Genomic DNA, 23,964 nt, shown 5'->3' with positions numbered 1-23,964 from the left:
CAAAAGGGTAAAATTACAAAATTTAGAATTTTTAAGGAGAAGAAATGGGAAAATTTGTGAATAATGTCGATGAATTTTTCAAATTTTGCGAAGAAAACGAAGTTAAATTTGTCGATTTCCGCTTTACGGATATGAAGGGATTTTGGCACTCTATCAGCTACAATATCAAAATCGTCGAACCAGATCAGTTCAAAAACGGTATCCCAATGGACGCTAGCTCGATGGACGGCTGGCAGCCAATCGATCGAAGTGATATGCTAATGATGCCAGATGTCGAAACTGCATTTTTAGATCCATTTACCGCAGACCCTACGGCTGTGGTTTTTAGCGATATTTTCGATATTTACAAGGGCGAACTTTACGAAAAATGCCCTCGCTCAATCGCCAAAAAAGCTATGAAATACCTAAAAGATAGCGGGCTTGGCGATGAGGCGTATTTCGGGGCTGAAAATGAATTTTTTATCTTTGATAATGTCAAAATCGTCGATAGCACAAACTGCGCTATGTATGAGATAGACACCGAAGAGGGCGAGTGGAACGATGATACGAACTTCTCATCAGGATACAATAGCGGCCACCGCCCACGCAAAAAAGGCGGATATTTGATGACTCAGCCGATCGATACAGCCACTGATTTAAGGGCTGAGATGATGCAGGTTTTGGAACAAGTAGGCTTAGATGTCATGCTAGGACACCACGAAGTAGCCCAAGGCCAAAACGAAATCGGCGTGAAATTTGGCAATCTAGTCGAAATGGCTGACAATGTGCAAAAACTCAAATATGTCATCAAAATGGTAGCCCAACTAAACGGCAAAACCGCGACTTTCATGCCAAAACCGCTTTATGGCGACAACGGAAATGGCATGCATGTGCATCAATCAGTCTGGAAAGACGGCAAAAACCTATTTTACGGCGAGGGAAATTACGCGAATTTAAGCGATTTCGCTAGATGGTATATCGGCGGTGTGCTAGCTCACGCAAGAAGCGTCGCAGCCTTTACAAACGCCAGCACGAACAGCTACAAACGCCTAATTCCGGGCTTTGAAGCTCCGTCGATTTTGACATATTCTAGCCAAAACCGCTCAGCCTCTGTGCGAATTCCTTATGGCGCAGGCGAAAAGAGCGTGCGGGCTGAATTTCGCTTCCCAGATAGCACTTCAAATCCATATTTAGCCTTCGCTGCAATGCTAATGGCAGGACTTGATGGCGTGAAAAACAAAATCGAGCCAGCAGGGCCAATGGACGAAAATTTATTTAAACTAACCCTTGATGAGATTCGCGAGCGCGGTATCGAGCAGTTCCCGCACACACTTCGCGGCTCGCTAGAAGCGCTGATCCGCGATAGAGCGTATCTCAAAGATATTATGAGCGACGATTTTATCCAAGCTTATCAACACATGAAATTTAAAACCCAAGTTTGGCCATACGAAGCACGCCCTACTCCGTATGAGTTTAAGATGAATTTTTCGTGCTAAGGGCGCGTGGGCGAAAGTGATTTCGCCCAAATTTCAAAATTTTGAAACTCAAACTCTTTTATAACAAAAAAGAATTTTGCCTATTTTCGCTTTTTATCATTTTGATTTTTGCGCTAAATTTGGCGTTTAAATACCACGAATTTTGCGAATTTAAGGCAAATTCTCGCATATTTTTACAAAGCCAAATTCTAAATTCCTACGACAAAACAAAGGGTAAAGCCCGCACATACACCGTGCTAAAACTAAAATCAGGGAATTTTACGATTTATACCACGACCAAAATCGGGCGAGAATTCCCACGATTCGCGCGCGTGAGTGTGGGTATCATCACGCAAAATTTGAGTTTTTTGGATTTTGTGAAGGCTAGATTTTATGCGCCAAATTTTAAAATTTCTGCCCCGTTTTACGAAAATTCGCCCAAAACCAAAGCCATAAATTTTATTCGTTCTCAGCACGAAAATCAACTCATAGCCGATCTTTACAGCGCGCTGTATTTTGCTACGCCTATGCCTTATGATTTGCGCCAAAACATCACGCACTGGGGGATCGCGCATATTGTCTCGATTAGCGGATTTCATTTAGGCATTATTTTTTCGTCGTTTTTCCTAATCTTTGCGCCGATTTATCGCATTTTGCAAAGACGATTTTTCCCGTGGCGAAATCTCAAATTTGACCTCAGCGTCACGGCGATTTTGCTGATGATTGGCTATCTTTTTGTGCTGGATTTCACGCCTAGTTTTTTACGCTCGCTAGCGATGTGTGTGGTGGGATTTTTCCTTTTGTGGCGCAATTTCGAGCTTTTAAATTTCGCCAATTTATTCCTTAGCATTGCGCTTTTGCTAGCCGTTTTTCCGCATCTAGCTTTTAGCGTGGGGTTTTATTTTTCCTCCCTTGGCGTGCTTTATATTTTTTTGTATTCGCACCATTTTTGGGGCAAATTTAGCACTTTCGCAAATTTGGCACTTTTTAATCTTTATGTCTGGTTTGCGATGAATATCGCGGTGTATTTTTTCTTTCCGCTGGCTTCATTTCAGCAAATTAGCGTGATTATCATTGGGTATATTTTTGTGATTTTTTACCCTCTTAGCGTGGTTTTGCACCTGTGCGGACTGGGCGGGGTTTTTGATGAGGCTTTGATTAGTTTTTTAAATTTCACGCTTCCAAGCTTTAAAGCGCAAATTCCACTTCCACTTTTTGTGCTTGCAAATTTGTGCGCTCTTGGTGCTATTCGCTTTAAAACCTGCGCCTTGATATGCCCTATTTTAGGAATTTTGCCGATATTTTTCATAACTTAAATTTTAAAATTTATTTTGAAATTTAAGCAAAATATACACCCCATCGCTGTATAATAAAAAGTTAAATTTTCATTTCATTTTAAGGGGTAAATTATGTTAAAGATTCCTTATGGCAACACCTTTATCGACTTTGACGAGGGGGACGCAAATGTTTTGCGCTCTAAAATCGACGAGCTTAAAGCCGAGGGTAGCGGCCTAGAAATCGTAAAAAAAGCTATGGCAAACCCAATCGATAGCCCGCGATTGTGCGAGCTTGCCAAAGGCAAGAAAAACTGCGTCATCATCATCTCAGACCACACCCGCCCAGTGCCAAGCAAGGATATTTTGCCAAATATGTTTGCCGAGCTAAAAGAGGGAAATCCCGATATCGAAATCACGCTTTTAGTTTCCACTGGATTTCACCGCCCTACCACAGAGGCCGAGCTTCGCGCCAAACTAGGCGATGAAATTTATGAAAGCTCAAAAATCGTGGTGCATGATTGCTTCGATCCTGATTCAAACACACAAATCGGTATTTTGCCATCGGGTGCGCCTTGCGTCATCGACAAAGTAGCCGTAGAGACCGAGCTTTTGGTATCAGAGGGCTTTATCGAACCGCACTTTTTCGCTGGATTTAGCGGCGGCAGAAAGAGCGTTTTGCCTGGCGTTTGCGACAAAGTAACCGTGCTAGGAAATCACTGCTCGAAATTCATAGATAGCGAATTTGCCCGCACTGGCGTGCTAGATGGCAACCCATTACACACAGATATGCTAGCAGCGGCGAAATTTGCCAAACTCGCCTACATCGTAAATGTCGTAATCGACGAGGATAAAAAAACAGTCGCAGCATTTGCGGGAAATTATGTCACAGCGCACAGAGCGGGTTGCGACTTTTTGCTAAGTTACGCCAAAGTCGAGCCAAAAATGGCAGACATCGTCATCACATCAAACGGCGGCGCACCACTTGATCAAAATCTCTACCAATGCGTCAAATCAATGACCGCGGCTGAGGCTACCTGCAACCCTGGTGGCGTCATCATCGAGTGCTCATACTGTGCCGACGGACACGGTGGCGAGGGATTTTATCGCTCGCTTAAAGATTGCGAAAGCGCGCAAGCCTTTTACGATCAATGTATGGCAACACCACAAGAAAAAACAATCCCAGATCAATGGGAGAGCCAAATTCTCGCGCGCGTTTTGATCAAACACACAGTCATCATAGTAACACGCCCTGAGATCAAAACCATGGTAGAAGATATGAAAATGAAATATGCCGCTAGCCTTGAAGAAGCCCTAGAAATGGCGCATGCGCTAGGCAAAAAGAGCCTAACTGTGATTCCAAACGGAATTTCCGTAATCGTAAAAAAATAAATTTTACTCGGGGGCTTCGCGCCCCCTGATTTTTGCTTTTTTAAAATTCAATCTCTAAAATTTATCAAATTTGTCATTGCGAGGCGACTTGTCGCCAAAGCAAAATGAGCGTAGCGACCCGAGCGAAGCGAAGGGGCATTTCACAGAAACATTTTTGCTTCGCAAAAAGCGCTTCGCTTGTTTTGGACGAGCCGTAGGCGAAGTCAATCTACGACTTTAAAATTCCTTGCGCTAAATTTGCTGTCATTGCGAGCTTTTGCAGAAACAAGAAATTCCCACACCCTTAATTTGTCATTGCGAGAATTTTTGCGAAGCAAAAATTCGTGGCAATCTACGAGTTCAAAATTCCAATCGCAAATTTTGCAAAAACACTGACCTTAAATTTTAAATTCGTAGATTGCTTCGTCACTATTAAAACAGCTCCTCGCAATGACAAATCAAACAAAATTTACACTCAATAGCGCATTATACACACGCCCAAATTCTCGGCGCAGTATTCCCCAACCCTGCCACAAAACAACCAAAATTTCAAAATTTAGCGAAATTTTAAGCGTTATATTAGTTTTATTCGATATAATGCGATTTCTTATTACTTGGACAGGTGGGTGAGCTGGCCGAAACCACACCCCTGCTAAGGGTGCAGCTTCTAACCGGGGCTCGAGGGTTCGAATCCCTCCCTGTCCGCCACCAATCAAAATCCCAAAATCTACCCTTTCATTACCAATTTTCTGTATAATAGGCAAATTTTATGAAAGGTGAAATCATGAAAAATATCAAACAAATCTCACACCCCCTAATCGAGCACAAACTCTCAATCCTGCGAGATAAAAAGACAGATCCGTTTCAGTTTCGTATGCTAATCGACGAGATTAGCTACCTAATGCTTTTTGAGGCAAGCAACGATTTGCGCCTAAAAAACGCGCCGATTACTACGCCTGTGGCAAAAATGACAGCAAAAAGATTAGACGAAAAGATTATGATATGCCCTATTTTGCGCGCTGCGCTTGGTATGCTGGATGCTGTCTTTAAGCTAATTCCAGATGCGAGCGTAGGGTTTTTGGGCTTTCAGCGAAATGAAGAGAGTTTGCAGGCTGAGTTTTTCTACGCAAAACTCCCGACTGACTACAAAGAGCGCACCGCAATCATCATAGATCCGATGTTTGCCACCGGTGGCACGGCGATTGACGCGGTGAAATTCCTCAAAGAAAAGGGCGTGAAAAAGATCAAATTTATCTCTATCATCGCAGCACCTGAGGGACTGAAAAAATTCAGCGAAATCTACCCAGATGTGCCTGTATATACCGCTGCAATCGACGAGAAGCTAAACGAAAACGGCTACATCGTCCCAGGCCTTGGAGATGCTGGGGATAGAGTGTTTAATACGATGAAGTAATTAAATTTTTAGAAGAAATCGTAAATTTTAACTACCAAATCTCTTCAAGCTTTCCTTAAATTTTCAAGGAAAGCTTTATATTTATATTATTTTTGAATAATCGCTAAAATTTTATGCTTATAACCAACTATCTTTCAAAATAGTATCTTTGTATTTCAAAAAATCTGTTATTCGGTGGCGCTCGTTCGTTACTTCGATATAACAATGCCCTCCGAATAATTCTTTAACTTTTTCTACATTATCTACCAAAACTTCGTCGCTTTGGGATACAAAAATACTCATTGCAATCGTAATTGACGGGTTAAATTTATAATTGTAAGTCGCTCGTTCTGTGATGAAATCGTAGTTTTGCGGGTCAAAACACGGATTAAAAAGGACCAATTCGCTGTATTTTTTCTCAGCAAGTGCTCTGGCATAATAGCACCCAAGCGATGAAGCGATTATTTTAAAATCGTCTTTTTCTGGAAGTTGCGCTAATAAATTTTGATAGTTTGTTTCGAAATCCGCCCTGCTATCCCAGCCCAAAACCTCAACCTCAATCCCTAGCTTTTCGATATTTTGCGCGGTTTGTGCGCCTGTCGAATTATATCCGTGGATGTAATAATATTTTGTGATATCGTTTTCTGGCGCACACGCTATGCCTAATTTTATTTTTCGTCTCATTTTTAGATTTTTTACTTTTCTTATCATTTTTAATTCCTTGCGGATAAATTTCACTCTTATCTCGTTTTAAATTGGCAAACTATTTTTCTAACATTTTTACAAAATATCAACCACAATATTCACAATTACTCTATTTATGCTTAAATTTACAAGAAAAACAAATTTAAAAATAAAATTCTTTAATATCGCTCTCTGTATCATCAGCATAATACAGCTTAATTACCACCTTTTTAAAATCACGATCAATGTTTATCATAAAATTATCATTTTCAGAGCCAATACTAAACGGCGGTAAAATTTCGGTATCGGGCAAATCCGTATCTATACCATACATTATTTTACTTATTCCATCGCCATAGCTAAAAAGATGCGAAAAATACAATATATAACGATTGTTGTAATATCTCTTGCTTTCAGGAGATAGCCAAAGTCCAGAATTAGATTTTAGCATATTAATATCACTTTCGGCTTTTGGACTTAATGTTTTGCCAGATATTGTCTTTTTTACCCACTCGTATCTAAAAATTTCGCTTTCATTTCCTCTTTGATTGATATATTTTATCTCAACAAATTTTTCTGGCTGTTTTGCTGTGTGGGCTATGCTTATTTGATCGTTTGGTATAGGTTTTCCAGTATCTTGATAATTTACATCATAAAATCCAGTGCTCACAAATTCGCCTTTTCCGTCAATTCTATAAAAAATTTCAGCAGGTTCATCTTGGATACTAATACCCAAAAAATAACCAGAATTTACATATGTTCTATTAACTTTTATAATATCATTATCAAATTTTATAAGGTCAAGTTCAGCCTTGCGTTCGTTTGCATATTTTATCTGTTCATCTAATTCATCTTTATCGATAAAATATCTAACTAATTTTCCAGCTTGATTTAGTTCGATAAATTTATCGATATAAAGCTTTTCTAATTTTTTGTCGTTAGTTCCCTGTGTTCCTAAAACAGATTTTGAATAGCTTCTTGCTAATTCAAAATATGCAGGGGCAAATTCAGTATGTTCTTTTATAAAATTTTGTAATTTTTCAAGTTTTTTATCGCCGTCTTCTAAAAGAATAAAAGCATATTTATCTGTTATTAACTCACTTTTTTCAAACATATCGTTGTATATCTCTTTGGTTCCAGCCTTTCCTTCTTGAATTTTAAGAAATTTTTGAAATCTCAAATGCGGGTCGAGTTTGTCTGTCTTAAAACTAAAATATTTAACATATGCTCGTCTAGCATTACCATAATCACCATTTAGCTCATAAATTCTTGCATTGTGATAAAATTCTTCGGCAGTTGTAGGGTTTGCTACGATACCGCCTTGTTTGCCTATATTGTCGGTTAGTTTATCTATTTTTTGATCTACGCTTTGCACCGATGATTTTATTTCGGTGGTATCTTTTTTAATATCTTGCGTTGTTTGTTTGATTTGCTCGACATCTTTTTGTATGATACCAAGAGACTTTTGTATCTTTTCGAAAAATGGCACAACACTGGCGACAAAACCACTTTCATCGCCATCTTTACTAGCACTTTGCAAACCAAACATTAACCCAAACACAAAACTAGATATTACAGTAAATACTATAACTGGTAAAATTTTAGTGCGTAAATTTTTAATCGCCAAATACGATAACGCAGATAGAAAAAATATTGCAATGCTTATAAAAAACAGATACTTGCTAAAAGGTGCAAGTGGCTGACATACATCGGCGATAAATCCCATGACACTAGCAAGTGTCCCAGCCCATATTTTATTTTGACTAAAAGCTTCTTTTATATTTGAAGTCATTTTTATCCTTTTTTAAAATTAATTTAGTTTAATAAAATTTAATACTATTTTCTCTTATCAATAAGCAAAATTTAAGACAAATCTAAGCTTCATTATTTGTGTTATATATAAATTTATCCTTTAAATTTGCTAAAATTATTTTATAAAAAATTTAATTTCTCGCCCAAATTTGTAACAAATCCTAAAAACGAACTAATTGCATTTGTAATTTTTATAGTCGTGTCTATATTGGCTTTTTTATTCATCTTATTTTCTTTTTCGGTCAAAGTTTCTTTAACACGACTTAATTTTTCAAATAACTCTTGCTCTTTTTCGCTTAATTTTTTAATCTTCTTTTTTGCTTCAAGTTCTTCTAATTCTTTTAAAAGCATATTTAAAAAATCATTTATTTCTATCTCAACAATTTCTTTATTTAGATGATAATCCAAGGTATTGCTAACTGATTTTTTTAGCTTACTTTCTAAGACTATGCGAATTGCTGGATTTTCCAACACAAACTTGATTTTGCCTTTTTCTATGGTTTCTGTAAATTTAACAAGATTGTCTTTGCAATTATTCAAAAAATTTACAAAAATTTCATCATAATCAGCCTCTTGCCCCATAAATTTAACTAAAATATTTGCCTTAGCCGTTTTGATGCGAGTTTGAGAAATCTTTAAAAGCCTTGAATTTTCAGCATTTGAATTTTTATCAAAAAAGTGATTTTCATCATATTTGTTTATCAGATAAATCAGATAATCATAAATATCATTTTTCGAGTAGGCATAAAGCCCACTCGATTTTATAGTATTCCAAAGTTCGTCTAGTAATTCGGTTGAATTTTTTATTTTTATATCGTTATTCATCATTTTCTGCGCCACTCTCTTTCTTCTATTATTTCACCCTTTTTATTTTTTATTATCATCGTTCCGCTATCATTATCACCACCGCGCATCAAAACACCAATAATACCGCTAATAATAATAAAAAAGCAAAGAATAATGGTCTCTCCTATACCCCATTCTTCTTTTTTCTTTATTTGTTCTGTTTGTTTTTCAGATTGAGAATTTGCTACAACTTCTGTCTGTGCAATCTCTCTTTTTTCGACAGTTTGCAGTGAAGTATCTTGTGGTTGCTTGATAGCTTCTTCTTGTATAGTTTGCTCTTGTTCGACAATTACTGTCTCTTCAATATTTTTTGTTGGTTCTTTTGCGCAATCTTCTACCGAATTTCCTGCCGTAAAATTTTCATAACATAAACAATTCCCGCCGAGTTCGCAAGATTTTTTTAGATATTGAGTGGCAAATTTTGTATCTCCTTGCTTTGCAGCTATCTCGCCCAAAGCTCCGCACGCACTAGCAATGCCCTCTTTGCATAACAACATTAGTTCGTTCAGCTCATTTTTGATAGCTTCTGCCTCTTCAATATTTTGTTCTGGCTCTTTTTCGCAATCTTTTATCGGATTACCTGCCATAAAATTTTCGTAGCACGAACAATCTCCACCAAGTTCGCAAGATTTTTTCAAATATGAAATAGTAAATTTATTGTCTCCTTGACTAGCAGCTATCTCGCCGACAGCCCCACACGCACTAGCCTGCCCATTTTCGCATAACAATATCAACTCGTTTAATCCGTTTTGGATATTTTTACCTTGAAATATATCCGATTTTATGGTAGAAACATCCGTGCTTAATAAAAGCGAAAATGTAAAAAATAAAGCTATCAAAAATCTCATTTTTATTCCTTATCCAAATATTTATTGCAATCAGGAATTGTGTTTTTAAATTGTTCATTTTGGTTTAAAATACAACTGATTTTACCGCCATATTTATCAGCTACACTTGAAAAATCACAAATTTTAGTGCGGTATTCACGAGCTTTCGCCTCATTTCCGGCTTGTAAATACATACACGATGTATAAAGGCAGAAATTTTCACTTACATTTTGTTCGCAAAGCGTAGCACAAGCATTTATTCCTTCGCTTCTGCAATCAGGTTCTGATACGCTCTCTTCTAATGCTTGATTTAATTCTGCACAGCCGTTAAATAACATTACGGCAACAACTAAGATAGAAAATTGAAATAATTTTTTCATAATTTTTCCTTTTTTTAAAAATTTTCCCTAATTCTACCCAATTTTCCCTAAATTTATTCAATTCGAAGTCTATAAATATTCAATACGAATAAAAAAATATTTAAAATTCAAAGAAGTTATTCATTTTGAATATTTAGGACAAAAATGGAAATTTACGAAAAAATCGCCGAAATCGCAAAAGAAAAAAATATCAGCAAAAAAGAGCTTGTCAGGCGGATTTTATCACTCGAACCACACCTCAACTCCACAGGCGAAATCCCTAGCGAACCCGCACTTTACAACTACCTCAACGGCAATCGCGAGCTAAAAGTCGAGCTAATCCCGTTCATCGCCCAAGCGTTAGGCGTTTTCGAGCAAGAGCTTTTCATCTGCAACGAAAACGACAAGGCGAGATTTTACAACCATTTAGCCAAAACCTACGCCACGCTCGACCCCGAATTTAGCGAACTTTTACCCTATGCTTCACCTATTTTGCTAAAACACATAAAGCTACTTTTGCGCGAAAGCAAAGCCCAAACCCAAAATTTAATGCAATAACTCAAAACCCGCAAATTTAAAACCAAATTTCTATCCCAAACTAATCAAATTTTTTCAATCAACTCTAATCAAATTTCGCTACAATTCGCCCCGAAAAAAGCAGGTCTGCTTAACTTATCCAAAAGGCAATTTAATGCCAAAATCAACCATACTTTTTATCATTTCAGGTGCCCTTCTAGGCCTTGGCGGAGCCGCGCTCGTACATTATGGCAACCCCGCGAATATGGGCGTTTGTGCCGCGTGTTTCTTGCGCGATACAGCTGGTGCGCTCGGCTTTCATAGAGTGGCCGTGGTGCAATACATACGCCCAGAAATCATCGGCCTTATCATCGGCGGTTTTATCGCCTCGCTAATTAGCGGCGAGTATCGCACGCTCTCGGCCTCATCGCCATTTACGAGATTTATCTTAGGGATTTTTGCGATGATTGGCTGCTTGGTGTTTTTAGGCTGTCCGTGGAGAGCGTTTTTGCGCCTAGGCGGTGGCGATATGAGCGCAATCGCTGGCGTGGTAGGGCTATTTGCCGGGGTGGCTTGTGGCAGGTTTTTTAAGGCTAGCGGATACGAGACGGAGCGCGAAAACGAGCTTTCAAAACCGCTTGGCGCTATGCCACTTATCATCGGAATTTTGCTTTTGTTAGCACTCATTAGCGGGGTGAAATTTGGCGAAAATGGCGCGATTTTTAGCTCGACTTCTGGTCCTGGCTCACAACATGCGCCGATTTTTATCTCTCTAATCGTAGCCATCATCATCGGCGCGGCTATGCAAAGAAGCAAATTTTGCTCCGTTGGCGCACTTTCGCGCACTTTTAACGGCGATTTTTCTATGTTTTGGGGCATAGTAGCAGTGATCGCGAGTGCCTCAATCGCAAATTTGGCGTTTGGGCAGTATAAATTCGGCTTCGAAGCTCAGCCAATCGCGCATAACGAATTTATCTGGAATTTCGCCGGCATGGCATTGGCGGGGCTGTGCTTTTCGCTGTGCGAAGGCTGTCCTGGCAAACACCTAGTCCAGGCTGGAAGCGGAAACCTAAACTCTGCGATTTTCATCGCTGGCATGGCGTGTGGCGGGGCTATCGCGCATAATTTCTCGCTAGCTAGCTCGGCTAAGGGAATTAGCGAATTCGCGCCGTATGCAGTGGCGCTTGGCTTTGCGTTTTGTGCGTATTTTGGGATTTTTAGTAGGCAAAAAGCCTAAATTTGAAATTTGGCGCGATCTAACACTCGCGCCAAATTTTTAAGAAGTTAAAATTTTAATCAATGCGAATTTCGCGGTGATTACATAGTTAAAAATTGATTGTATAAATCATCTAACAAAAAGTAGTGTTTAGGGACATTTCCGTTATAAAATGGCCCGATTGTCTCATCGTATTTTTTATCAAAATACCCTGCTTGCGAGAGCTCGAAAATCTTTTGATCGACCAATTGTAGCATATCTTTGTTGCCCTTTTGGGTGACGACGCAGTCGAAAAATGTCTCGCCGATTTTTGGAATCGATACTTCGAAATTTAGATCTAGCACCGGCACAGAGGCGACTGAGACGATATTGTGCATATATGCGTCAGCCTCGCCACGATTGACCTTGTCGTAGCAGTCTTTGTTGTTTTGGCATGGCACTGGGGTGATATTAGGGTTTTTGCGCACCCAGACATCTGAGTTGCTCTCGCCGATGACAGCTATTCTTTTGCCCTCTAAATCCTCGATTGATTTGATACCGGCTGATCTTTTCGAAACGGTTGAGAGATTGATAGAAAAATACGGCACCGAAAAATCAGCCACTTGGGCGCGTTTTTCGTTTCTAGTATATGCTGCGATTAGCAAATCGACCTTGTTGTCTTTGACATAGTCTAAGCGCTCTTTTTGAGGCACGCCTACGAACTCTATCCTGCCCTCATCGCCTAAAATAGCCTTTGCGATCTCTTTTGCGAAGTCGATCTCAAAGCCCACAAATGAGCCATCGCTTTGCAATACGCTAAATGGTGCCATGTGCTCGCTCACGCCGATTCTTAAAACCTTGCTAGATTTGATTTGATCTAGCGTGTTTGCGCTGGCTACGCTCATACCCAAGCAAGCTACGCCCGCCAATGAACAAAGAAATTTTTTCATGATTTCCCCTTTTAACGAAATAAAGTGTGATTATAACCCGTGTTCATTAAAGCATTTTAAAATTTAAAACTAAAATTACACTAAAATTATATAAAATATAAAACTTATTGATATTATAAAAATTTAAATAAGAATTTTTAAAAAAATTTAAAAAAGGGGCGTAAATTTAAAATTTACGCCCAAGCAAGGGATTTTGGATCGATTTTTTCTGCGCCAAAATACTTGCCATACACATCGTTGTAGATAATTCCTAAGCACTCTTTAAATCTCGGATCCTCTTCTGCGCTAATCGCGTTTAAAACAGCTGTTTTGACGCTAGCAGGGTTTTTAGGCTCACCGCTTGTGCGAAGCGCGTCCATAAATTTGTCATAAAGCTCGTCAGCATGGACATAGCTCATCAAAAATTTTGCCTTTTGGTAAGCTGATTTTTCAAACGCCATATCGCCGACTAACGAAGGTTTATCTGCGAAAATAAAATTCTCACTTTTTTCAAATTTCTGCTCTTTTAACTTTTGATCTACTAGCCCAAGCGCGCTAGCTAGCCCGTATAAAATGCCAGCTGGGTGCGGAGGACAGCCAGGGATAAAGACATCTACTGGAATTACGCTTTGCGCACCGCCCCACACGGCGTAACTATCGTGGAAGATTCCGCCACTTGAACCGCACGCGCCCAAGGCTACGACGATTTTTGGCTCAGGGATCGCCTCATACGCGCGCAAAAGCGGATAATACATCTGCCTAGTAACAGGTCCAGTTACGAGCAAAATATCGGCGTGGCGCGGGTTTGCGACGAGTTTGAAGCCAAATCTCTCCGGATCCCATTGTGGAGCAAGAGTGGCGAAAATCTCGATTTCGCAACCATTACAGCTACCGCAATCGACACGAAAAACGCTGAAACTTCGCCTAATTTGTTTTAAAAATTTTAATTTATCATCGCCGCTCATCACACAATCCTTTGATAATCATTTTCTCGCATTTTCGCTGCTGTGTTTTCGCGTTTGCAAGCAGGGCAAATTTGCGTATATTCTCTGGCTAGCTTTTTGCGATCATCACTCATATTCGAAGATGCGATTCTACTAAGCGCAGTTTGGACAAAACGCTTCGAAGTAAAGGCCTTGCCACACTGCGAGCAGTTATGCGCCTCCATAATGCCACACACATGCAAATCAGCTCTATTGAAATTAACGCCTAGTTCAAATTTAGAGCTAAGTTTGATAGCCTTTGTAGGGCAGACCTCCTCGCAACGACCACAAAAAATGCACCTGCCAGTATCGTATCGCCACACTACTGACTTTTCATCTTCGATTTTGACGCTGATTGCGTTTGGCGGGCAAGCCACGCCACAAGATGCGCAACCAATGCACAAAGCATAGGTGTATTCTGGGCGACCTCTGAAATTTTCGCTCATTTCATACGGCACTAACGGATAAGGCTTTGTAACAACTCCCTTTTTTTTCACTAAATCAAAAATTTTCATCTAATTTCCTTTTTGGCAAATCGCTTTAAGCTCTTTTCCGGCTAAAATTTTGCTTTTTCCGCTTTTTATATCAACCACGGTTAGCCTTTCGGTGCATGAATAGCACGGATCTAGGCTACATACGATAAGCGCAGCATCAGCGACGGTGTAGCCACGAAGCTGATGAGCTAGGGCTGGCCAGTTGCTAAATGTAGGGGCTTTGACACGCCATCTATATACCTTTTGGCTACCACTTTGCATTATCCAGTGTATATCTTCACCGCGTGGAGCTTCGATATAACCGATTGCGTAGCTGTTTGGCTTAACCCTATAATCGCTACTTACGATGATATCGCCACCTGGCATTATATCAATACACTGCCTAATCACACTAATCGCGTCTTTTGTATCGTGGTAGCGCACCTTGACTCTGCCATAGACATCGCAACTAGTTTCGGTATTTATGTTAAATTTGAGTTTTTTCGTAAATTCATCAGGGTAATCGTAGCGAACATCTCGCTTAAATCCACTAGCCCTGATTGTAGGTCCTACTGAGCCATAATCCCTACCGACCTGCGGATCTAAAACGCCAATTCCCTTCCAGCGAGACATTTGTCTTTCATCATTTATGATGACTTCCCAGACATCTTCAAATTCTTGCTCGATTTTAGAGAGCAAATTTAAAATCTCTTTTATCTCTTTGGCTCTGATATCTCGCCTCATACCGCCTACGGTTACCGTGCCGTAAGTTTTCCTGCCACCTGTTAAAATTTGGGCCAAATCGAGCGTGTATTCACGCACTCTAAATACATGCATAAATGCAGTATAGTTTCCTGTAACCTCGCACGCTAAACCGATATTTAGCAAATTTGAGTGAAGTCTTTCGACCTCTGCGCTCATTATACGGAGTGCCTGCGCGCGTTCAGGGATTTCTAGCCCCATAGCGTTTTCTGTGGCTCTTGCCATAGCGATAGAGTGCGCAAAACCGCAAATTCCGCAAACTCTCTCGGCTAAAAATGCCATTTGAGTGTAGTTCATACGATTTTCGGCTAGTTTTTCCATGCCTCTATGCTCATAATACAGCCTATAATCCGCATCTACAATCGTGTCGCCGTCACAATAAAGCCTAAAATGTCCCGGTTCATCAGCCGTGATATGAAGCGGTCCAAGCGGGATAGCTTGGGTATTTACTCCCTTTGGCTTTTTAAATTCATAATCAGGCTCTATGCTTAGTGGATCTGGACGAAATTTATAATTCATCTCATCTTTTCTAAGCGGATATAAATCTAGTGGCCAATCATCACTCATAGCAAGTCTTCTTGGATCGATTAACCCTTCCGCTCTAAGCCCAAAAAGATCAAAAGCTTCTCTTTCATACCAAACAGCAGCCTTAACGAGTGGCGTAACTGAGGGATAAACAGGATCATCAGCCGGAATTAGAGTTTTAACGGTTATAAAGCATTTCTCTTCTAATTCATCATCTTGGCTAAATTTAGAACCCTCCATAGAAAGCACATAATAAAGCGCAAAATGTTTATTTATAGACCTTTCATCATTTGCTACCATCGTCACCAACCAACCGCCGATACCATAATATAGCTTATTTACCACAGCAGGCAGGTCGTTTCTATCGACCAAAATCGTTATTTGTTTATCGGTTTGTCTAGTGGTTTCAAGTATGTTAAATTCGCTTTCGATTTGACTAATGTATAAATCACCTATCATCTTAAATCCTTTATTAAATTCACGCTCAAATCAAGCAAATTCCAGAAAAACTCAAACTTCCAAAGTCCGAAAGCGATAACAAAAAAGCCCAAAAATATAAGCGGTAAATTTTCAAACAAACTCATCTCTTTATCGTATTTTAACTCGCTTTGGTTTTTGCCAAATGAAGCTAAGAAAAAGTGTGAAAAGTCTGCTATGAAAATAACTGCTAATGCAATCGCAAAAATAATCGCTACGACATATCGCTCTGTCAAAATTGCTTGTGTAAAAGTCATAAATTCGCTTACGAAAATCGCAAAAGCCGGAACTCCAACAAGTGAGCAAATCGAAATTCCAAAAAACACGCAAGTAAGCGGTGCAGTGTATGCTAGACCGCCCATTTTGTGCATATTGTTTGTTTGGTAAATTCTCCAAGTATTTCCCGTGGTAAGGAAAGCTAGGGCTTTTGTAAGGCTGTGAGCTAGGCAATGGAAAAGTGCTGCCGCTACGCCGATTTTCCCGCCAACTCCCAAAGCAAATGCGATAACGCCCATATGAACTACGCTGTGATAAGCAAGCATGCGTTTTACATCGTGTTGAGTTACCAAGAAATACCCAGCCACATAAAGTGTAATCACGCCACTTACAAGCATAGTATCCATTACAAATTCCATGCCGACTGAATTTGCAGCGATAAAATAGTATCTAATGAGAGCTAGCATTGCGACTTTTAGCACTATACCGCTAAGCACAGCAGAAGTCGGAGATGGACCTTGCGCGTGAGCATCAGGAAGCCAAGTATGGGTTGGAACAAGACCTGCTTTTGTGCCAAATCCCACAAGAGCTAGGATAAAAATAACTTTCATCGTAAGCGGATCGATTTTTTTATCAATCAAATCTGTAAATAAAATCCCGCCACTTGAATAAAGCAAAATAGTAGCCAACATAGCAAATGCTAGACCAAGAGAGCAGACCATTACATATTTATAACCGGCTTCTACGATTTGTTTTTTCTTGTTATAAACAACCATAAAAACACTACTTAGCGTTGTCGCTTCGACCGCTGCCCACATAATAGCAATATCATTTGCCACAGCAGATAGTATCATAGCAAATGTCGTGATATAGGCTAAAACTAGCATTTTTTTGATTTTTTTAGGACTTTCATCTCTCCAACCAAGATAAGTAGGAAAATATAGCGTTACCAAAGTCCCTGTAATGCCGATGATTGTCAGATAAATTCCACCCAAGCTATCTAAAAACAGCATTTTATTTAGTGCGAAAAGCGGCGAATATCCTATAAGCGAAATAGCTTTAAAAATAACCGCACAAATAATTAGCGCAAAGACCAAATTCGCGACTTTTATCTTGTTATCAGGCACGAAATAAATCAACGCCGCAAATATTAACGGCAAAATAAGCAATAAACATATTATCATACTCAACCCTTTAACTCGCTGGCTAAATTCGTATTTTGGCTACCAAAGACCTCTTTGTATCTAACCGCCAAAATAGCCATAATCGCAATTCCAAACACAGCGTCGCTTAAAATTCCAAGCTCGACTAGCGAACTAGCATTACAAGCGTTTGTGGCTAAATTTAGATGAACCGCATTTTCTATCAAACAATAAGCCAAAATTTGTTTTAAAAACGACCTTCTTAAAATAAATCCGCAAACCCCAATCCAAAATGTAAAAATCGCAGCGCAAATGACAAATTCATTTTGAATAATTGCAAATTTCATAAAGATTGGCGTCAAAAGATAAGCTAGCCCAATCGAAAAAGCAAAAGCTATCACAGGCGATAAGAAAAATCCTGTGTATGGGTCGTTTTCGTGCTTTTCATCGATTCTAATAAGGGTAAAGAAAAGTATCGCAGGCACCAAAATCACCTTGGTAATGACCGCGATTATCGCCCACGAATACAGCTCGCCAGCTCCAAATTTGGCCGCCATGATAAAAAATAGCGTCACCAAACAAAGGGTATTTAACGCATAAAGAGAAATTGAAATTTTATAATCCCTAAACGAAAATACCGCCAAAGAAATCATCATTAAAAGTATTGCAAACACTTCCATATCAAACCCCCGCAGCAAACAAAATTACGCTTAAAACGCCAAGTCCTAGCATCCACGAAGCGTTTAATTTCAAAGTCGAAAGCATTGCATACCTAGGACCGAAGTTATCGATTAACACAGCAGCCGTTGTGGCAAATTCGACCAAAATCACCGTAAAAATGCAATCTAGTAGTAAATTATTAAACCCAAAAGGGATAAAAATTTTAACAAATAGGCAAATTACGGCAAATTGTTTTAGCATAGCTCCAATGTCGATGAGCGCCAAATCTCTACCGCTAAATTCAGCCACGACGCCTTCTTGAACCTCTTGTTCTGCTTCTGCTATATCAAAAGGCTTTCTTGACATTTCGATATAAACAGACCATAACAATACGATTCCTGCTATTATAAATGAAATTTTAAATCCAACTTCGCCGTTAATGACCGCATTATGAATAGTGGTTAAATTTGTAGTCCCAAACATTACACAAACCACAATCAAACCGCAAATCATAATAGGCTCAGCATAAAGGGCTAGCATATTTTCTCTGTTTGCGCCGATTGCCGCAAATGGGTTAAGGCTATCAAATGCCGCTAAATTTAGAATAACCCTAAATGCGACCAGCAGATACACGATAACAATCAAATCTGAAATGCTCTCACACCTAGCAGCAGTTAGCATTACCAAAAATGCTCCGATTGCCACGAGCAAATACGGCGTCCATTTAAAGACAAAATGGGCTGAATTTGGAGCTGTTCGCTTTCTGCGCAAAAGTTTTAACAAATCATAATAAGTTTGCCAAATCGGCGGTCCTTGGCGAGACTGGATTTTTGCACGCAAACTTCGACAAATACCGTCAAATAGTGGCATCAAGGCAAGAGCTAAAAGTAGTTGTAATATCATAGTTTGCCTCCAAAAAAGTAAAATATTCCCACGCCTAAAATGCCAAGATAAAGCACCATATAAAATGCGTAAGTCGCACTCTTGCCGTTTTGCATAATGGCGATTTTATCGGCTATTTTCATATTTATATCAATTATAGGCTTATAGATATACTCCATAAAAACATCTTTTACGATAATACTATAAGAGCTACCTTTTTTGCGCATTTTTATGCACATAAATTTAGCCAAAACTCGCCTTAAATCACCCACGGCTGTGTTTGAATTTGGCAAGAAATCGTTGCTGAATTTAAATCCGTTCGCCCACGGATCGCTTAGTTTTGGTTTATCAAAAGGCGATTTGAAAACTAGCAAAATCACAAATGGCAAGATTAACATAGCAATCAAACATAGCCAAAGTAGCGAAAATGATAGCGTCGCTCCACTATCTGCCACTGGCATAAATGACCAAATTTTGCTTACAAACATAGGCGATGAAAGAGCCAAAATCACGCAGAAAAGTGCCAAAATCACCATAGGCACGAGCGAGAAAATCGAAGCCTCCCTATACTCGCCTTTGGCTTTGCCACTAAATATTAATCCGTAAAATTTAACAAAGGCAAACGCACAAAGCACGCCAGCTAGCGTCAAACCGATAGTTGAAAGCGCAAAAACTAATCTTGAAATTCCAGGATCTGTTTTTGATAAAAGCGCTTTATATATCAGCCACTCGCTCGCAAAGCCGTTAAATAGCGGAATTGCGACTATGCTTAACACAGCTATTAGCGAACAAAACGCAGTGATTGGCATAAATTTGGCCAAACCACCCAAAGAGTTGATTTTTAGCTTTTTGCTTGCATTGTAGATATTTCCAGCAGCAAAGAACAAAACAGCCTTGAACACGCTGTGATTTAAGCTATGTAAAATCGCACCAGCCAAACCAAAGGCTGCCAAAATATTATTTCCGGTAGCAAGCCCGTAAAGTCCAGCACCAAGTGCTAGCAAAATAATTCCCATATTTTCGACAGAACTATATGCGATTAGTTTTTTATACTCGTTTTGAAGCGCAGCAAAAATGATACCCCAAACAGCACCAAATGCGCCCAAAATCATCATAGCTAAGGCAAAAGAGGCAGGAATTTTGGCAATCAACATAAATTTAATCAAACCAAAAATCGCGACCTTACTCATCGCGGAACTAAATAACGCTGAGACATTTGAATTTGCAAGAGGATATGCTAGTGGGCTCCACACATGAAACGGCGCAAGACCAGCCTTCGTGCCAAATCCGATAAAAAGCAAAATGCAAATAAATAAAGATGAAGTATTGAAATTCCAGTCGCTAAAATGCAAACTTCCAGCACTATGCGCCATAATCAAAAACGCTATAACGATACAAAACGCGCCCACTTGCGCCACGCCAAGATATAGCATAACTGTGAAATTCGAACTTGGAGTGTCGTTGAATTTGAGCATTAGCGCAGAAACTAGCGTCATTAACTCCCATAAAACCACGAATCCAAAGACATCGTTGCTACTAATAACCATTAGCATGCTTAGCATAAAAAAGCTAAAAAGCGCAGATTTTACAGCGAAATTCAGCTTGAAATTTTGCAAATATCCAAGCGAATAAATTGCACTCATCGCGCCTATAAAACATACTATAAAACTAAAAAATGCACCCAAAGGCGTTAGCAAAAAGCTTGGTTCAAACAAAAATCCCCTAAGCACAAATTCGCTACTTCCATGCAGTTGCGATAGGAAATACAACGCGCCCACTACCGAAATAGCGGCATTTGAAATAAATCCAAAATACAAAGCAGTCTTTTGCGAATTATAAAGAGCTAAGCTGATAACGCCTATTAATAAGTATGAAATAAAAATAAATTCAAGCATTGTCATCCTTATTATCGTTAGATTTCAAATTCGGATTTTTTGCCCCTTTGCTCTCTTTTTTCGGTTTAGAGGCTACTTTTTGCGGTTTTATCTCATCACTAGGCTTAGCTTCTACTTTTGGCTCAGCTTTTGGCTCAGCTTTTGGCTCAGCTTTTGCTTCGACCTTTTGAGGAGCCGGTTTTTGAGCTACTTTCTCAGCTGGCGCAGGAGTTAGGGCAGGAGCTGTTTGTGGGGCTAGTTTTTCAGCCAGTTTTTGGACTGGCGCACTCTGTGGCGCAGAAGCCGTATCAGGAGCCGCTTTTTCAGCCACTTTTTCAGCTGGTTTTTCAGCCACGCTCGCTTCTGGCGCAGGTTTTGGCGCAGGTGGAGCCACGAACTCGCTTAAATCAACATCTCTATCGCTGATAGCCTTGATGAAATTTTGCATATTTTCCGTATTTTTGAGTTTTTTTCCGATTTTATGCTCTAAATTTGAATCTAGCATTATAATCGCACCTTTTGGACAGGCTTCGACACAGGCCGAGCCCTCTTGCCTACCATCACAAATATCGCATTTGACAGCGAGACTTGGAAATCCCGGTTGGCTAAGATAGTTCGCGTCTTTTTCGACTCCAAAAACACTAGTGCTATCTAATGAGACGGCGCCATACGGACAGGCTACGGTGCAAAGCCCACAGCCGACGCATAAATGCTCATTGAGATGGACAAAATCTGTTAAATTTTGCAAAGCACCGCTTGGGCAAACTACGGCACATGGAGCATCGTCGCATTGGCGACATTGGTTTGTAGCAGAAGTTTTTTCTACTTTGAATACTCTAATGCGTGTAATTCCTAGTTTGCCGCGTTTTATAGATTCTTTAACACAAGCCTTCTCGCACGCCTTACAACCTATGCAAAGCTCCGGATTTGTGATTACAATTTGATGAATTTTACTCACACGACAGCCTTTCAAAGAAATCTGATAATTGACATGTAAATTTATCAAAATTCGTCTAAATTTAGGTTGAAAAATTTATTTATTATTAAAATTTTATTAATATGAAACTAAAATTTAATTTTAAATTTTTTATACATTTTTATATTTTTTATTTCATATAAACAGATGCGATACTAAAAATGAAACAGATTAAAATCACAATACCCATAACATTGCAAAATTTTAAATTTTTAAAACTATATGTTTTTAAATGGAAAAATTTACTATGATTTTATTTCGATAAATTCGCCTTAAATTTAAAATTTCAAGCTATGGGCTAAATTTAAAATTTAACCCATAGCCTAAATTTGGAAATTTGAGAATTTTGCAGAATTTATAAATTCTAAATTCTTTATTCGCTCACAGCTTTTTTGATTTTTTTAGCTTCATCTGCCATATCTTTTACTTTTTTGGCTTTTTTAGCTGTATCGGTGCTCGCGGCTTTGTCTTTTAGATTTACGACCTCTTTTTTGACCTTTTTATCAGCCTTTTTTGTGGCTTTTTCTTTTTCTTTTTTCGCGGTAGATTTTAGATCGCTAGTATCTGTCTTGCCAGTAAGCGTTAGGTCGTCCTTGATAGCCTCGAAGCGTTTATCGCCGATGCCTTTGATGTTTTTAATCTCGTCGATTGAGTTAAATTTGTTGTTTTTTCTGTATTCGATGATAGCCTCAGCCTTGGCCTCGCCGATGCCAGGAAGCGCCATTAGCTCGTCTTTTGTGGCGGTATTTAGGTTGATCCCAGCGAAAGCTAGGCTTGCAAAGATTGCGGTTGTTGATAGGATTTTAAAGATTTTCATTTTTTCTCCTTTGGGTTAAATTTGAGAAATAATTCTAAATTTAAGCCACTTAAAATTTAATAATTTTTTTAAATTTCGATAAGAATAATTTAAAATTTAGCGATAAAGTTAAATTTGCAAAGTGAAATTTTAAATTTAAAGATAAAATTTTGCCTATTAAACCGAAAAAATCATAGAATTTTATAGTAAATTTTCTAAAATTTCAGATTTTAAATTTAAAAGAGAACATCCGCCCATTTCACTCCCATCATTTAACTCAATATAGTGCTCTAAAATTTTTTTGCGCATTGACACAGAAGAGTTATCATACATGTTATCATCAAAAAAATCATAAGGACCAAATAATTCACGATAGTCACTACTGTATTTAGCGCGAAGTTTGGCTTCTATATCTTCTATAATTTTGTTTTTTGTCATTTTTGATAAAACTTCAATAGCTACTTGTTTGGAACCATAAAGGCGCTCTAAAAATAAAGCAAATCCGACATCTTCCCACTGCTCGGCTTGGTATGAATTTGAATTTCTAAAATCAATAATTGATTTGTAGATAAGTTTGCAAAGCTCTTCTTTTTGAATTTTTATTCTCAATCGCTCGAATTTTTCATATTTTGAATTTTCATTGTCAATATTTCGATCATCAGAAATTATAAAATTTTCTCCGTCGTAATCAAAATACCAATAACTGCCCTCTTCATCGCATTGAAATTCTTCATATAGACCTAAATATATATTTTCAGCCCATTTTACCAAATCACATGGGCTTTCACAGAGATCGCTAAAACAATATTCTAATTTGACATTACCATAAATAATCTCAAAATATATCCAACCCACTTCTGCTCTAAGGAATTTAATTTTTAATTCTTGCATTTTTTATATCCTTGATTTATTTTTAAAATTATATAAAAATATTTTGACATATTTTGTCAATATTTTAAATATAAAATTCTAAAAACTTTGAAATTTAAAATTTCAAAACTATAAGCTAAATTACTAAGATTAAATTTTAAATGATTTAAAAAAGCATAAAGAATAAAACAAAGTCCGCAACGACCTACTTTCCCAACATCCGAGTAACGGAGAGTATCATCAGCCATGATGAGCTTAGCTTCTTGGTTCGGTATGGAGCAAGGCGTTTCCTCATCTGTATAGTCACGGACAGTGTTAATTAAAAAAATTATTTCGTCTTTTTTCGCTATGCTTTGTTAGATTTCGCTTCGCACCGCAGTCACGAACCAAAGTTCGCTCCTTTGTGCTTGCTCATCTGCCTCGCCTAGCAAAAAAATACTTTATAATTTTAGAAATTGCAAATTCACAAATTCTAAATTATAAAATTTGATATTTTCTTAATTAACACTGCAAAAGTCATCAAGCTTAATAAAATCTTTTACCATATTGTTAAAGGATTTCTAATACCTTTAACAAGGAAGTAATGCTTAAAAAGATAAGCAAACGAGCTATTAGTACCGGTCAGCTAAATGACTTTCATCACTTACACATCCGGCCTATCAAACAGA

22 protein-coding genes, 1 tRNA gene and 1 rRNA gene are annotated in these 23,964 nt (G+C 38.6%); 7 read left to right on the top strand and 17 right to left on the bottom strand.

What is annotated here, in order from left to right:
- Positions 1-44: 44 nt before the first annotated feature.
- From glnA to upp, 5 genes are all read left to right on the top strand, one after another.
- Entirely contained in the window at positions 45-1,475 is a 1,431-nt protein-coding gene (gene glnA / locus OFO12_RS04970; protein ID WP_270869704.1) for a type I glutamate--ammonia ligase, read from the top strand.
- Positions 1,476-1,516: 41 nt separating this feature from the next.
- Complete coding sequence (locus OFO12_RS04965; protein ID WP_270869703.1) at positions 1,517-2,770, top strand: ComEC/Rec2 family competence protein; 1,254 nt, start codon at positions 1,517-1,519, stop codon at positions 2,768-2,770.
- Positions 2,771-2,863: 93 nt separating this feature from the next.
- On the top strand, positions 2,864-4,120 hold the full coding sequence (gene larA, locus OFO12_RS04960; RefSeq protein WP_270869702.1) for a nickel-dependent lactate racemase: 1,257 nt from the start codon (positions 2,864-2,866) through the stop codon (positions 4,118-4,120).
- A 595-nt stretch (positions 4,121-4,715) separates the two neighbouring features.
- Positions 4,716-4,807: transfer RNA gene (locus OFO12_RS04955), tRNA-Ser, on the top strand.
- A gap of 76 nt (positions 4,808-4,883) precedes the next feature.
- A complete protein-coding gene (gene upp, locus OFO12_RS04950; RefSeq protein WP_270869831.1) occupies positions 4,884-5,513 on the top strand; it encodes a uracil phosphoribosyltransferase in 630 nt (209 codons plus the stop codon).
- Positions 5,514-5,630: 117 nt separating this feature from the next.
- On the opposite strand, the gene OFO12_RS04945 is transcribed toward upp, so the two are convergent.
- From OFO12_RS04945 to OFO12_RS04925, 5 genes are all read right to left on the bottom strand, one after another.
- Positions 5,631-6,203: a YqiA/YcfP family alpha/beta fold hydrolase gene (locus OFO12_RS04945; protein WP_270869701.1), complete on the bottom strand. Its 573-nt coding sequence runs from the start codon at positions 6,201-6,203 to the stop codon at positions 5,631-5,633.
- 136 nt (positions 6,204-6,339) lie between these two features.
- A complete protein-coding gene (locus OFO12_RS04940) occupies positions 6,340-7,968 on the bottom strand; it encodes a hypothetical protein (RefSeq protein WP_270869700.1) in 1,629 nt (542 codons plus the stop codon).
- A gap of 140 nt (positions 7,969-8,108) precedes the next feature.
- Complete coding sequence (locus tag OFO12_RS04935; RefSeq protein WP_270869699.1) at positions 8,109-8,813, bottom strand: hypothetical protein; 705 nt, start codon at positions 8,811-8,813, stop codon at positions 8,109-8,111.
- On the bottom strand, positions 8,813-9,682 hold the full coding sequence (locus tag OFO12_RS04930; protein ID WP_270869698.1) for a hypothetical protein: 870 nt from the start codon (positions 9,680-9,682) through the stop codon (positions 8,813-8,815). Before OFO12_RS04930 ends, OFO12_RS04935 begins: the two co-directional genes overlap by 1 nt.
- A 2-nt stretch (positions 9,683-9,684) precedes the next feature.
- On the bottom strand, positions 9,685-10,041 hold the full coding sequence (locus tag OFO12_RS04925; protein ID WP_270869697.1) for a hypothetical protein: 357 nt from the start codon (positions 10,039-10,041) through the stop codon (positions 9,685-9,687).
- Between the two features lie 144 nt (positions 10,042-10,185).
- On the opposite strand from OFO12_RS04925, the gene OFO12_RS04920 reads away from it, so the two are divergent.
- Both OFO12_RS04920 and yedE read left to right on the top strand, forming a co-directional pair.
- Positions 10,186-10,578 (top strand): helix-turn-helix domain-containing protein, encoded by a 393-nt coding sequence (locus OFO12_RS04920; RefSeq protein ID WP_270869696.1) that lies wholly within the window; start codon positions 10,186-10,188, stop codon positions 10,576-10,578.
- 133 nt (positions 10,579-10,711) lie between these two features.
- Positions 10,712-11,773, top strand: a complete 1,062-nt coding sequence (yedE, locus tag OFO12_RS04915) for a YedE family putative selenium transporter (protein WP_270869695.1) — start codon at positions 10,712-10,714, stop codon at positions 11,771-11,773.
- Between the two features lie 80 nt (positions 11,774-11,853).
- Here yedE and OFO12_RS04910 read toward each other — a convergent pair whose 3' ends face one another.
- The 12 genes from OFO12_RS04910 to rrf all read right to left on the bottom strand — a co-directional run bounded on the left by OFO12_RS04910 (position 11,854) and on the right by rrf (position 23,607).
- Positions 11,854-12,681, bottom strand: a complete 828-nt coding sequence (locus OFO12_RS04910; protein ID WP_270869694.1) for a transporter substrate-binding domain-containing protein — start codon at positions 12,679-12,681, stop codon at positions 11,854-11,856.
- A gap of 173 nt (positions 12,682-12,854) precedes the next feature.
- Positions 12,855-13,625: an NADH-quinone oxidoreductase subunit B family protein gene (locus OFO12_RS04905; RefSeq protein WP_270868439.1), complete on the bottom strand. Its 771-nt coding sequence runs from the start codon at positions 13,623-13,625 to the stop codon at positions 12,855-12,857.
- Entirely contained in the window at positions 13,625-14,158 is a 534-nt protein-coding gene (locus OFO12_RS04900) for a 4Fe-4S dicluster domain-containing protein (RefSeq protein WP_270869693.1), read from the bottom strand. Before OFO12_RS04900 ends, OFO12_RS04905 begins: the two co-directional genes overlap by 1 nt.
- The gene (locus OFO12_RS04895) at positions 14,159-15,862 is read right to left on the bottom strand and encodes an NADH-quinone oxidoreductase subunit C (protein ID WP_270869692.1); all 1,704 of its coding nucleotides are present in this window, start codon (positions 15,860-15,862) and stop codon (positions 14,159-14,161) included.
- Positions 15,859-17,280 (bottom strand): proton-conducting transporter transmembrane domain-containing protein, encoded by a 1,422-nt coding sequence (locus tag OFO12_RS04890; protein ID WP_270862243.1) that lies wholly within the window; start codon positions 17,278-17,280, stop codon positions 15,859-15,861. Before OFO12_RS04890 ends, OFO12_RS04895 begins: the two co-directional genes overlap by 4 nt.
- A 2-nt stretch (positions 17,281-17,282) precedes the next feature.
- Positions 17,283-17,918, bottom strand: a complete 636-nt coding sequence (gene hyfE, locus OFO12_RS04885) for a hydrogenase 4 membrane subunit (protein ID WP_270858356.1) — start codon at positions 17,916-17,918, stop codon at positions 17,283-17,285.
- Position 17,919: 1 nt separating this feature from the next.
- Entirely contained in the window at positions 17,920-18,801 is an 882-nt protein-coding gene (locus tag OFO12_RS04880) for a respiratory chain complex I subunit 1 family protein (protein ID WP_270869691.1), read from the bottom strand.
- Positions 18,798-20,675 carry a proton-conducting transporter transmembrane domain-containing protein gene (locus OFO12_RS04875; RefSeq protein WP_270869690.1) on the bottom strand — a complete coding sequence of 626 codons (1,878 nt, stop codon included), beginning with the start codon at positions 20,673-20,675 and terminating at the stop codon, positions 18,798-18,800. The genes OFO12_RS04880 and OFO12_RS04875 overlap by 4 nt, the downstream gene beginning before the upstream one ends.
- Positions 20,668-21,612 carry a 4Fe-4S dicluster domain-containing protein gene (locus OFO12_RS04870; RefSeq protein WP_270869689.1) on the bottom strand — a complete coding sequence of 315 codons (945 nt, stop codon included), beginning with the start codon at positions 21,610-21,612 and terminating at the stop codon, positions 20,668-20,670. The genes OFO12_RS04875 and OFO12_RS04870 overlap by 8 nt, the downstream gene beginning before the upstream one ends.
- Positions 21,613-22,003: 391 nt before the next feature.
- Positions 22,004-22,447: a ComEA family DNA-binding protein gene (locus tag OFO12_RS08075; RefSeq protein ID WP_442868086.1), complete on the bottom strand. Its 444-nt coding sequence runs from the start codon at positions 22,445-22,447 to the stop codon at positions 22,004-22,006.
- Positions 22,448-22,627: 180 nt separating this feature from the next.
- A complete protein-coding gene (locus tag OFO12_RS04860) occupies positions 22,628-23,317 on the bottom strand; it encodes a hypothetical protein (RefSeq protein ID WP_270869688.1) in 690 nt (229 codons plus the stop codon).
- Positions 23,318-23,488: 171 nt separating this feature from the next.
- A 5S ribosomal RNA gene (rrf, locus tag OFO12_RS04855) occupies positions 23,489-23,607 on the bottom strand.
- Between the last annotated feature and the right edge of the window lie 357 nt (positions 23,608-23,964).

Source organism: Campylobacter sp. JMF_04 NA10 (genome assembly GCF_027737655.1).
Classification (GTDB): Bacteria; Campylobacterota; Campylobacteria; order Campylobacterales; family Campylobacteraceae; genus Campylobacter_B.
Note: the sequence above shows the minus strand (reverse complement) of the source record. Positions and strands in the feature narration are given on the sequence as shown.